This is a genomic window from Spirosoma sordidisoli (assembly GCF_004138325.1).
GTDB classification, from domain to species: domain Bacteria; phylum Bacteroidota; class Bacteroidia; order Cytophagales; family Spirosomataceae; genus Spirosoma; species Spirosoma sordidisoli.
In genome coordinates this window covers 1,534,131-1,546,694 of sequence record NZ_SBLB01000001.1, presented here as the reverse complement: position 1 = coordinate 1,546,694, position 12,564 = coordinate 1,534,131, and the positions used below count along the sequence as shown (strand labels likewise).

Here is a 12,564-nt window from a genome sequence, read left to right as displayed (position 1 = left end):
GATAGGATTGGTTTAGATGCAGAGCGGTGCCGCTGTCTGGCGATTCAGGCCGCCTGCATGATACTACGCTGTACAACTAAATACAGTAAAAATGTTTTGCTGACCGGGTCTACTTTCTTTGCCTTATGATGCGATACCTTTACCGCTTAGGTATGTGCCTTTTTGTTCTATCAGGGTCCCTGAACGCCCGCGCTCAGGCGATTGTGATCGAAAATTTTTCGTCGGTCGATGTGGGCTGGAAAAACGCCTGGCGGTTTCGGGCTGGTGATAGTACGGGCTGGGCTAATCCGGACTATAATCACGGACACTGGCAAAAAATCAGTCCCCGAATCCGTATTACAGAAAACACGAAGCTCTGGCAGGCGGGTCATGGCTGGTTCCGCCGAATCATTCAGCTGCAGCGGCCCGAAAAAGACGAACTGGTCATGACGTTCCGGCAGTTTGGCGCATCGGAGGTCTACCTGGATGGAAAGCGGCTGGCTAGCCTAAAACCGGCCCTGTTCGATTCGGGTGGTTCACAGCGATTGGTTGCCTTCGTGCCGCTCCCGATCAGCGATACCAGTCGACATACGCTCGCGGTTCATTATACCTTCCGGCGCGATTCGATCATCGGCAATTCTGTGAACAAAATGCCGTTTCAGGTGTCGTTTCAAACGGCTGACCGGGCCCCCGTCGAACTCATGAGCAACCAGGCTCAGTCGGCCGCTATGGAGTATTTGCTGACGGGTATTTTTGGGGTACTCAGCCTGCTACACCTGCTGTTCTACCGGGCCAATCGATCACAACGGGTCAACCTGGTGCTGGCCCTGACCATGCTGTCTTTCTCGCTGATTTTTCTGATCGATCAGATCAGTAGTCAGGTTGGCACGCTCACCCTCGACTCCGGGCTGTTGCTGGGCTTCTGGGTCATGGTCAATCTGGCGCTGGGTTTGTTGCTGCTATCGGTCTATATCTACCTGGGCCGGCGGTTGGGCGTGGTTTTCTGGGCAATTAGTGCCATTTTGCTGTTTATGGTGGTTTACGGCTGTGTGCTCTACTCTGTTATTAATGGCAAGGCCTGGATTTCGTTCATCGTTGTGCTGATCGAATACACCCGGGTGAGCTGGCTGGCCCGGCGTCGAAACCCCGACCCGGATTCCCATCTGCCCTGGAAATCGCTGCGCTTTTCGCTGTTTTCACTGCTGGCCATCATCGGTATAAATATACTGGCGCAGCTGCTGAACGGGTTGTCGGATACGGTGACGCCCTCGCTCTGGCTGGTTTTGCCAACGGCAATTTTGGGGCTGATGATGATGTTCAGTATCCCGATAGGCCTGTCGTTTTCGCTCGTCAGCGACTATGCCCGTACATACCAGGCCCTGCGGGAGCAGTTTGAGGCCGTCAGGCGCCTGTCGGCACAAACGCTGGCGCAGGAGCAGGAAAAGCAGCACCTGCTGGCCAATCAGAACCAGCTGCTGGAACAGCAGGTAGCCGACCGGACGGCAGAGTTGAACCAGTCGCTGATTGAGCTTCGCGACACCCAGACGCAGTTGATTCAGCGGGAGAAGCTGGCCAGCCTCGGTGAGCTGACGGCGGGGATTGCCCACGAAATCCAGAATCCGCTCAACTTCGTGAAGAACTTTTCTGAAGTATCGACCGAACTGGTTACGGAGCTGGCGCAGGAAGCCCAGAGTCCAACCCGCGACCAGGCGCTGGAAGCCGAATTGCTGGCCGACCTGACCCAAAACCTGCAAAAAATAACCCACCACGGCAATCGGGCCTCGTCGATCGTGAAGGGCATGCTCGAGCACAGCCGCAGCATCGTCGGCGAGAAACAGCTTACCGATCTGAACGCGCTGGCCAGCGAAAACTGCAAACTGGCTTACGCGGGTTTCCAAACCCGGGTGCCGACCTTCGAGGCCGCGCTGGTTACGGATTTCGACTCGACCCTGGGGCTGGTTCCGGTGGTTTCGCAGGAGATCGGCCGGGTGCTGCTGAATCTGTTCAGCAACGCTTTGTACGCGCTGCACAAACGGCAGCAAACGGCTGAACCGGGCTATCAGCCTACGCTACACATAAGGACCCGTCGGCACGACGCCTGCATCCGCATTCGGATTCGCGATAACGGAACCGGCATTCCGGACGAGGTGCTGCCCAAGTTGTTTCAGCCATTTTTTACGACCAAGCCCACCGGCGAAGGCACCGGCCTGGGCCTATCCCTGAGCTACGACATCATCACCAAAGGCTACGGCGGAACCATTACGGTAACCTCCGAAGAGGGCCAGTTTACCGAGTTTACCATCAGCCTGCCCATAGGAACCCAATAACGCCGTGCCTTATACGTAACGCAGAACGTGCCCGCGCAGAGGAATTATCAAGGAAGAGGGATTGATTACAACAGATTGGCCCGTCAGGGCCACTACAGCGTAGCATCGGTAGCAAGAGAATCAGACATTCCCAATCATTCATGGCCTGTAGGGCCATCACAGCGCAGCGTCGGTAGGGGTGGCATCTGGTTCGGCCCCGTTCGGCCGGATTATCCATGGCCCGTAGGGCCATCACAGCGCAGCGTCGGTAGGAAGATTGACAGGTGCCCACCGAACAATGGCCTGTAGGGCCATCACAGCGCAGCGTCGGTAGCAGCAAACGGCCGGATCATCCATGGCCCGTAGGGCCTTTACAGCGCAGCGTCGGTAGCAGCAAACGGCAAAACCGTGCATCGACAGAGACAAACCCATTATGTACCTGACGGCACATTGCTTTTACAGAAATCGAACGGGGCTAACCGGATTGCTACCGACGCTGCGCTGTGATGACCCTACGGGCCATGACTGATCGGGAATGTCTGATTCGGTTGAACCGCCTGCCACCGACGCTACGCTGTGATGGCCCTACAGGCCATGGATGATCCGGAATGTCTGATTCGGTTGAACCGCCTGCCACCGACGCTGCGCTGTTGAGGCCCTGACGGGCCGGGGTGCCGGATATTTGATTCCCTTGCTACCGACGCTGCGCTGTAGTGGCCCTACGGGCCGGGGTGCCGGATATTTGATTCTCTTGCTACCGACGCTGCGCTGTAATGGCCCTGACGGGGCGGGGTGATCCGGAATGCGGAAGCCGAACGGGGCTACCGCTGGTACCCGATCGGATCTTGTGATCAGGGGGCTGATCCGTTGGATCGCTTCCCGTTCGGCCAGACATACGGGCCGTTCAGGAACGGGTTGGGCGGGTTCTGATCTTGCCGGGACCGGTTGGACAGGGGAGCGGAATGCCAGCTAAACGCCCGCAGCGCGATTATCTTCTCGTCTTTGAGCTGCCAGTAATGGAGAAACGGCAGGCTGACCGGTTCGCTATCGGGAAGGAGGGTTCCGCTGAACAGGCCCGTTGTTACAACCGCGTTCGAGAGAGGATCGTGGTCCGGTATGAAAAACACCAGCGCGCTGAGCTCGATGCGCTCCCAGCGTTTGTACACCCTCGACATAAGGGTAAGGAATCCCCTCCGCCCGTGGTACTCGCCACCGATCGACATGTAATCGGGCATATACAGGACGATATCCTCGTCCAGTATCGGCAGGATTCGGCTCAGATTGCTGTCTGTAGCTACACTATAAACGACTTCGATAAGCTGCCTGGAGGTGGGCATAACGATCTGAAAAAGGAAGGGCTTTATCCAGACCCTATATCAACCCAAGTGCCAACCTCTCCGGTTAGTAATTAGGCCCGGCATAAACGGGTATAAACGAATAAATTATTCATTGTCAATTCATAACGCGTATGGCCCGTTGTTGCAACTCCAGTGAGCGGGTCTGCTCTGTATGGAGAACTCCAAACATTCTGGAGTTCTCCATACAACCCGTAGGGGGTGCTCTGCCGGCAGTCGGGTACATCTATCGATTATTTCCGGTAACGTGGCGCAGAGTTGTTATTTTTGATCTGATTAGCCGCGTATTTATAGCAATGATGAGTACATACGGACACAAAGCGGCTGGCCTGGCCGGGGTTTTTCGGCAATAACGGAGCCGGGCCACGAACGGGAATAATTCTTGTTAGCCAACCGACAACGCGGTCTGTATTCGATATTCAGATAAAGCTCTTCAGACTATGCAACCATCAATCGGCCTTCCTCTTTCATCAACATCGTTCTGCAAACTATTGATTGTCGAAGATGAATACATCATTGCCAACGATCTGGAGCTCATTCTGCTACAGGCTGGCTACTCCATCATCGGTATTGCCGACTCGGTAGCCGAAGCTCTGACTTTTATGGAGCAGGAGCAGCCCGATATCGTCCTGCTCGATATTTACCTGAAGGGCAACGAAACCGGCATCGACCTGGCCAAGCAGCTGGAGGGGCGCGGAATTCCGTTTATCTATATATCGGCCAATGACAACCGGCGGGTGCTCGAAGCCGTAAAGGCCACTCAGCCCATTGGGTATATTGTCAAACCGTTTCGGGAAAAAGATATTCTGACTACCCTGGAGATCAGCCGATACCGCCAGGCACATAGTGCTGAACTAAGGCTTCGTGAAGAAAAGGCGCTCCAGATTGCGCTGACGGATGCGCTTTCGGAGCCGGTGAGCTGGGAACAGAAGCTGCTGAGCGCAGCCCGGGTATTTCAGCCGCACGTACCGTTCGATTTCCTGACCGTTAGTTACCAGAAAAACGGAACGGCGCACAGCTTCAACTTTTACCGCGTCGGATTCGACGAATACCAGATTCCTAGCCTCGACGATCTGCGGCAGGTAACCAGCACAACTGTCGGCGAGCTGGCCCAGGCGCCGGCCGACTCGGTTGCCGACGGCCCGACGCGCTACAGCGCCGACACCTTTGCTGCCTTGGGCAAACGGAATCGGCAGGTGCAGGCCCTGGCGGCTGCCTTTCGGCTGGAGTCGGCGCTAGTCATGCCGCTCCACGTGGGGCAGATCGACCGGTTCGTGATCACGTTCATGAGCCGTACTGCCGATACCTACCAGTCGCGGCACAATAACCTGCTCGAGCGGCTCGAACAGCCCATTGTACTGATGCTGGAGCGGGTGTTTGCCTTCGAAGAAGTGGCCCGGCTCAGCGAACAGCTCAAACGGGAGAACACCTATCTGCAGGAAGAAGTAAAAACGCTGGTCAACTTCGAAGAAATCATCGGGCGCAGTCAACGGCTGCTGCAGGTATTTGATCAGGTTACGCAGGTAGCCAATACCGACACTACGGTACTGATTCTGGGCGAGAGCGGCACCGGCAAAGAGCTCATTGCGCGGGCGCTGCATAACCTGTCGGCGCGGAAAGATAAAATCCTGGTCAAGATCAACTGCGCTGCGCTGCCGGCTACCCTCATCGAATCGGAGCTGTTTGGCCACGAGAAAGGCGCGTTTACGGGGGCCTTCGAGAAGCGGATCGGGAAGTTCGAACTGGCGCAGGGCGGCACCATCTTTCTGGACGAAATTGGTGAGATGCCGCTGGAGCTTCAGGCCAAGTTGCTGCGGGTGTTGCAGGAGAAAGAAATTGAACGCCTGGGCGGCAAAACGCTCATCCGAACCAATGTGCGGGTCATTGCGGCTACGAACCGGCAGCTGGAGAAAGAAGTAGCGGAGGGTCGCTTCCGGATGGACCTGTATTTCCGGCTCGCTACCTTCCCGATTACGTTGCCCTCGCTGCGCGAACGACCGGGTGATATACCGTTGCTGGCCCAGTTCTTCGCCCAGAAATCGGCTCGCAAACTGGGCAAACCCTATCACGGCATCAGCGATGCCGCGCTGAACGAGCTGATCCGGCATAACTGGCCGGGTAATATTCGTGAGCTGGAAAACGTCATCGAGCAGGCCGTTATCATCAACGACGGCTACACACCACTCAGCCTGGGGCGGCCGCTGGTCAACAGTCTGCTGGCCATGAGCTGCCCGGTATCCCAGGTGCCGTCTGCCAGCGACTATCCGGCTCAGGGGCAGTCTGCCATGTCGGCGCCCCGGGATTTACAGGATGTGAAACAGATTCAGCAGGATACCGAACGGGAGTATATTCTGTCGGTGCTGAAGCAAACCAACGGCCGCATCCGGGGAAGCGGGGGGGCGGCAGAACGGCTGAATCTGAAGCCCACAACGCTGGAATACCGGATGGAGAAACTGGGCATCCGGAAAGTGCTGGCCACCCAGTTTCCAACCGCATCGTCGGGTGATCGCTAAGTCCAGTGCGTCTGTACGGTACCCTGCTAAAAAAAACACAACCGATGGCCGAGTCTGCTGTCCCTTTCTTCCGCTTCAAGGTGCAACTGCCCGGCTCGGGACGGAGAGCGCGGCTGTTTTGGGGCGGCCTTATGCTGGCTTTATTGACGGCCCGGCCCGCCGATGCGCAGAATATTACCCGCAAAATGGCGAGCCAGCTGCTGGTTCAGCTCAACAACAGCGGGCCCGACACCAACCGGCTCCACGCGCTGATCGAACTGGGTAAGTTTCAGGTGTACAAGGCGGGCGAGGTTACCCGCGACCTGGACAGTGCGATAACCTACCTGAAGCAGGCCAACGAACTCAGCAACGCCCTGCATCGGGTAAACGAACAGCATGACGCCCAGAGCCTGCTGGTCGTTGCCTACATTGAACGGGGGAATACCAGGCTGGGCAAGGCACTTTTTGCCAACCTGATCGACGAGTGCCGCCGAACCAGCGACCGGCAAACCGAAGCCGAAGCTACGCTGCGTTTCGCGACCTGTACGCGGTACATCATCAAGAACTACCCGGAAACCTTTGCGTACTATCGGCAGGCCGCTGCTTTGTACAAACAGCTTGGCAATCAGGCAAAGGAGGTGCAGGTGATGGAGCAGGCTGCGTCGCTGCATATGGACCTTGGCGAACTCGACGTGGCCGAACAGGCCTTTACCGACGTACTCAGTCGCTACAAACAGCTGAAGTACCCCAAGCTGCATTACACCTACAGCAGTCTGGCCAGCGTGAACCGGCTGAAGGGTAATTTCGACAAAGGGCTTTTCTACGCGCTCCAGTGCCTGGAAAGTATGAACCGGACGCAGGATACGCTGTCGGCCGCCGTTTTTTACGGTACGCTGGCGCAGATGTACATGGAGCTGGGGCAGCAGAGCGAGAGCATCTACTGGTACAGGAAGAGCTTCGAGCAATGGCGTCAGGAGAAGCTGCCTAATTTCTCGCTGTATAACGCAGCCAGTCAGCTGGTGCGGGATCTGATTGCGCACCGGAAAACCTACGAAGCGCTGGGGCTGATCACCAACCTGGTTCAGGAGATCCCGACGATCAACAATATTCAAAACGGATGCGTGGCCCAGAGCTACGCCTACTGCTACGATGATCTGAAGAAATACGACCTGGCCGAGCGCTACTACCTCCAGGCGGTGGCCCATTATAAAAAATCGGGTGGTGACTTCGAGATGTCGCAGAAGGTGCAGCAGGACGTCGGCAAGTTTTATCTGGCGCGTAACGATGTCAAAAAGGCCGGGTTTTACCTGCGGAAGGCGCTGTCGTATAACCCCCAGAAAAACTCGCTCTCGACCGTCAAGGATATTCATTACATGCTCTTCAAGGTCGATTCTATCGAAGGCAACTACCTCTCGGCTATTGATCACTTCCGGCAGCACAAGGCGCTGAACGATAGTATTTTTACCGTTACCAAAACCCGGAAGCTGGCTGAGCTGGAAGTCAGGTATGCCACCGCCAAAAAAGTGCAGCAGATTCAGCAGCAGCAGAACGAGCTGGCCCGCGCCCAGACCACCCGCAACGGCATACTGGCCGGTACCGTTCTGCTGCTGGGCCTGCTGGGACTCAGCTATAGCCAGTACCGGCTGAAACGGCGCAGCAACCAGCTGCTGGAAGCCAAGCAGCTCGAAATCAATCGAAAAAACGAATCGCTGGAGCGGATTCTGGCCGAAAAGGAAATACTCATCCGGGACAAAGACAGCCTGCTCGACGAAAAAGAAGGCCTGCTGGACGAGAAGGAATGGATGATCAAGGAAATTCACCATCGGGTCAAGAACAACCTGCAGATCATCAGCAGCCTGCTTCATTCGCAGGGTGTTTATCTGAAAGACAAAGCCGCCCTGTCGGCCATCCGCGAAAGCCAGAACCGGGTGCATGTGATGGCTCTGATTCATCAGAAGCTATACCAGTCCGAGCGGCTCTCCACGATCTCGATGAGGGCCTACATCGCCGATATTGTCGAGTACCTGCTGACGACCTTTGCGCGGCAGGATACGGTGCAGAAACAACTCGCCATTGCGCCGGTCGATCTGGACGTTACGCTGGCCGTTCCGCTGGGGCTGATTATCAATGAGGTGATCACCAACTCGCTCAAATACGCCTTCCCGGGTCAGCAAAGCGGGCTCATCCGCATCGAGTTCGTGGTGCTCGACAAAAAGACGTACCGGCTTGTGATGGCAGACGACGGGGTCGGCCTGCCCCCCGACCTGAATCCGAACCGGAGTCGTACGCTGGGCATGAGCCTGATTCGGGGGCTGAGCAAGCAGCTCGGCGGCAATCTCCAGATCAGCCAGGACAACGGCGTAGCGATCAGCCTGACCTTCGCGGAAGAAAAAATAGAGCAGCAGCCAATAGTCGGCGTATGACCAATCAGGTCGGGCGGTCCGGGCGGAGTTGGTCAGACAGCATCGAAAGCGTCGTGGGCGTAGGTAGGATCGATCAGTCCCGACACCTGAACCCGCCTGCGGTAGGCGGTAGGAGTTGTCTGATACCGCTGTTTGAACAGCTTGTTGAGATGACAGATGTCGGTAAAGCCAAACTCGTCGGCAATCTGCGAAATGGTCATGTTGCTCAGCCGCAGCCGGGCTTCTACCAGCTGGAGCTTGTACCGGATAATATACTGCTGAATCGACTCGCCCGCCTGTTGCTTGAAGAGCGCGCTCAGGTGGCTCTGCGAATAATGAAAGACGTCGGCCATCCTGTCGATGCGGAGCCGATCGGGCTGGGTAATATGGTGGCAGATATAAGCACCCATGCGCCGAATCAGCGACGGAGACGCATTCTTCGGCGTCGGGAGCCGCATCGGATGCCGCGCCAGCTGACGGTCTATCAGACTTATAATCGTTTTCATCAGCGACTCTACAATGGGGTTGGCCAGCAGATGCCCGTGATTGAGTTGTTCCGCCTGGACCATATCGACCAGCGCGCTCAGGTGCTGCTGTTCCGTCGTGCTGCTGACGATACTGCCAACGAACGGCTGGCTGACCAGCTGGCTCTGGTCACTTAGTTGGGGCCAGGCCTCCTGACCGCTTGCCGACAGGCGAGAGAGGTACAGCTCCGTAAAGGTGAGCACGCAGAACGAGGTTGGCTGATCGATCAGGAAAGAGTGGCTGTCTACCGGGCCCAGGAAGAAAATATCGCCGGACCGGTAGGGAAACTGATTGCCGTTGATGCGGTGATAGCCATAGCCGGCCCGGATCAGGATCAGCTTGAACTGGCGCTGCGCCCGACCGGCCAACGGCCAGTGACTTGTTTCGAATCGCTGTACGTCGAGGAGCCCGTGTTGCGTATTTGGTTTCATAAGGCGAAGAGTTCGGAGGGGAGGTTGACCCGGCCAGTACGAACTACATTGCCAAGAAAATGCCAGTTTGAAATAGAGTGTTATTTTTAAGGTAATGTACTGATTATTAAGCAGTTAATATATTGTCGGTCTGGCAGTAACCTCCAGTTATTCTGGAGAGTCGCATTCTTTTTGGAGGCTATGTCTGGAGGCTGCCGACCGTTTCCGTAGTTGTTCAGCGCAGATGGGACCGCAGCATCCAGGCAATTTTCTCGTGTTTTTCCATCAACCCCGTAACAAAATCGCTCGTGCCGGCATCGTGATGGGCTTCCTGAAACTCGTTGATCGTACCCCGGATAAACTCGATCAGGCTCTCGTGATCGGCCAGTAGTTTTCTGATCAGGCTGCGGCTGTCATTGCCATCTTCGTCCTGTTCGGTCAGGTGGGTGAGTTGCAGGAAATTCTTCAGGGTGGCGGGAGCATAGTGACCCAGCTGCCGGATGCGCTCGGCCACATCGTCGACCATATCGGCCGATTGCGTGTAGAGCTCCTCGAAGTAACGGTGTACGGAGTGAAAGTCGATGCCCTCCAGATTCCAGTGGGCATTGAGGGTTTTGGTGTAGAGCACAAACTCGTCGGCCAGCAGTATGGCCAGCTGATGCGCAACGACTTCGCGGTTTTCGGGCGAGATACCAATAGTTGTTTTCATAAGAACCTGGTTGTTGTAGTGGGGTAAATCGGAATTGGCGTTTATCGGCTATGAAGCTTTTCGAGCAGGGCAGTTGATACCGCATCGGCCGAAGCGCCGTAACCGGTAACCAGTATCCCTTTCAACCCCGACCGGGACTTGATGGCGTAGACGCTGGCTTCGTCGGCGGGGTCGGTATCGCCTTCGTAGCGGTAGATGTCGACGATCGTAAACTCATCGGCGCCAAAGGACGCCACCGGGCAGACCAGCCGGTCCTGCTCGAGTCGGAAATCGGTCGTGAATCCCTGTTTCTGTAAGGCAGCAACGGCTTCCGAAACGGTATCGTAATGGAGTTGTCCCATGGTGAACGGGTGTTGATTAGAAAATTTGCGGTCGGCTAGATGCGGTCGGCCAGAAACGCAGCCACTTCGGCCAGGCGGTTCGCGAAGCCCCACTCGTTGTCGTACCAGGTGGCTACCGACAGCAGATTGCCTTCTTTGGCGGTCAGGGGTAAATCAACGATCGAGGAGTGAGGATCGGCCACAATCCGCGACGAGGCCCACTCGCCATCCAGTACGTCCAGAACCCCTCTCAGCGGCCCCTCGGTAGCGGCCCGGCGAAACGCATCGTTGACGTCCTGCACCGTACAGTCTTTTTCCGTGATTAGATTCAGCTCGGCAATGCTGCCCGTTCGGGTCGGAACGCGGTAGGCTTTGCCCGTAATTTTCAGATCGTTCCAGATAAACTGCAACGCCCGGGCGGCTCCCGACGAGGAAGGAATGATGTTCTCGGCTGCGGCCCAGGAGTCGCGCCGGTCTTTCATCGGCTGATCGGTCAGCGACTGGGTGTTCGTATACGAGTGGACCGTCGAAAACAGGCCGTACTGAATCCCGAAGCGCTCCCGGATGACCTTCACCACCGCAGCCAGGGCGTTGGTCGTACAACTGCCCATGCTGATGAGGTGATGGCTGGCCGGGTCGAACGTATCCAGGTTGATTCCCTTGAGCAGAACGGCATCGCAGTCGGCCAGGGTCTTGCTTGGGGCGCTGATGAGTACGTAGCGGGCGCCCCGATCCAGGTGAACCTGGGCACCGGCGCGGGTGGTAGCCCGACCCGTACAGTCAACGACCAGATCGACGCCCAGCGCACCCCAGTCCGGCACTGCCTGCATCGAGTTGATATAGGGCAGGCTGCGGTGGCCGATCTGTAGCGCACCGGCCCGTCCGGTAACGGGTTCGGGCCAGCGCCCATAGTTGGTATCGACCGCAAACAGAGCTGCCAGCGTCGATTCGTCGCGGATATCGGCCACGGCAACCGGCGTAAACAGGTCATGTTGCAGGGCAATCCGCAGAAACTGTCGGCCAATGCGGCCAAATCCGTATAAGGCTATCGTGGCCATACGCAGTCAGGATTGGTGATTGATGGGTAAAGAGGCTGGAGAAAATTGGTCGACCAGCCCTCAGGTGGTCAGTACAGGCAGGGCCTTCTCGATGTGCACTCGTGAGGCTTCGTACTGCTTCGGGAGCCGGAGCGACGTGCCGAGGGCCGACAGGGGTTCGTCGACAGTGAAGCCGGGATTGTCGGTGGCGATCTCAAACAGCACCCCGCCGGGCTCGCGGAAATAGAGCGAGAAAAAATAGTCGCGGTCTATTTTGGGGGTGATCGACAGACCCTGGCTCATGATTTTATCGCGGAGCGCCATCTGAACAGACTCATTGGCCACCCGAAACGCAACGTGGTGATTGGTGCCGGCGGCATTGCGGCCTATGGGGCCTTTGGGTTCTTCGAGCAGATCGACAATCGACGCCGTATCGATGGCATCGGTACTGAATCGATAGCGATTGCCATCCTGCGCCTGTAGCTCATAGCCGAACAGGTCGGTCAGTAGGCGGGCCGTGGCATCTACCGTTTGCAGCGTCAGGGTTATGCTGTGAAACCCCCGGGTTGCCATAGCCTGCCGAACGGCCTCGGTTTCCCAGGCGGGCCGACTGTCGGGATGCTCGATCAGGCTGATGGCCAGTCCGTCGGGGTCTTTAAAGGGCATGTAGCGTGCTCCGAACCGTTCGGCCTGCTCGCCCACAGCGACGCCTGTTTCGCGGAACCGCTCGGCCCAGCTGTCGAGGCTCCCGACGGGCACCGAATACCCGATTTCGGTGGCCATGCCGACGCCGTTTTTACCCGGCCCGATGCCCTCCCACGGAAAGAACGTCAGGATGGTGCCCGGTGTGCCTTCTTCGTTGCCGTAGTAAAAATGATAAGTGCCGGGATCGTCGAAGTTGACCGTTTTCTTGACCAGCCGCAGGCCCAGCACGCGGGTGTAAAAGTCGTAGTTGCGCTGGGCGCTGTTGGCGATGGCCGTAATATGATGAAGACCTAGAATGCGATTATCCATACCTGTTCCGAGTAA

9 protein-coding genes are annotated in these 12,564 nt (G+C 56.9%); 3 read left to right on the top strand and 6 right to left on the bottom strand.

The window, feature by feature from the left end; translation table 11 throughout:
- Positions 1–152: 152 nt before the first annotated feature.
- Positions 153–2,306 (top strand): sensor histidine kinase, encoded by a 2,154-nt coding sequence (locus EQG79_RS06625; protein ID WP_240699288.1) that lies wholly within the window; start codon positions 153–155, stop codon positions 2,304–2,306.
- A gap of 830 nt (positions 2,307–3,136) precedes the next feature.
- Here EQG79_RS06625 and EQG79_RS06620 read toward each other — a convergent pair.
- The gene (locus EQG79_RS06620; RefSeq protein ID WP_129600797.1) at positions 3,137–3,622 is read right to left on the bottom strand and encodes a nuclear transport factor 2 family protein; all 486 of its coding nucleotides are present in this window, start codon (positions 3,620–3,622) and stop codon (positions 3,137–3,139) included.
- A 458-nt stretch (positions 3,623–4,080) separates the two neighbouring features.
- On the opposite strand from EQG79_RS06620, the gene EQG79_RS06615 reads away from it, so the two are divergent.
- Together EQG79_RS06615 and EQG79_RS06610 are read left to right on the top strand one after the other, a co-directional pair.
- A complete protein-coding gene (locus EQG79_RS06615) occupies positions 4,081–6,153 on the top strand; it encodes a sigma 54-interacting transcriptional regulator (RefSeq protein WP_129600794.1) in 2,073 nt (690 codons plus the stop codon).
- Positions 6,154–6,197: 44 nt separating this feature from the next.
- The gene (locus EQG79_RS06610) at positions 6,198–8,555 is read left to right on the top strand and encodes a tetratricopeptide repeat-containing sensor histidine kinase (protein ID WP_077920876.1); all 2,358 of its coding nucleotides are present in this window, start codon (positions 6,198–6,200) and stop codon (positions 8,553–8,555) included.
- Positions 8,556–8,587: 32 nt separating this feature from the next.
- On the opposite strand, the gene EQG79_RS06605 is transcribed toward EQG79_RS06610, so the two are convergent.
- The 5 genes from EQG79_RS06605 to EQG79_RS06585 form a co-directional block, all read right to left on the bottom strand.
- Positions 8,588–9,490 carry a helix-turn-helix transcriptional regulator gene (locus EQG79_RS06605; RefSeq protein ID WP_129600791.1) on the bottom strand — a complete coding sequence of 301 codons (903 nt, stop codon included), beginning with the start codon at positions 9,488–9,490 and terminating at the stop codon, positions 8,588–8,590.
- Positions 9,491–9,704: 214 nt separating this feature from the next.
- Positions 9,705–10,178, bottom strand: coding sequence for a Dps family protein (locus EQG79_RS06600; protein WP_129600788.1), 474 nt, complete (start codon positions 10,176–10,178; stop codon positions 9,705–9,707).
- Between the two features lie 41 nt (positions 10,179–10,219).
- On the bottom strand, positions 10,220–10,519 hold the full coding sequence (locus tag EQG79_RS06595; protein WP_077920879.1) for a hypothetical protein: 300 nt from the start codon (positions 10,517–10,519) through the stop codon (positions 10,220–10,222).
- A 35-nt stretch (positions 10,520–10,554) separates the two neighbouring features.
- The gene (locus EQG79_RS06590) at positions 10,555–11,556 is read right to left on the bottom strand and encodes a type I glyceraldehyde-3-phosphate dehydrogenase (protein WP_077920880.1); all 1,002 of its coding nucleotides are present in this window, start codon (positions 11,554–11,556) and stop codon (positions 10,555–10,557) included.
- Between the two features lie 60 nt (positions 11,557–11,616).
- Positions 11,617–12,549, bottom strand: coding sequence for a ring-cleaving dioxygenase (locus EQG79_RS06585; protein ID WP_077920881.1), 933 nt, complete (start codon positions 12,547–12,549; stop codon positions 11,617–11,619).
- Positions 12,550–12,564 lie beyond the last annotated feature (15 nt).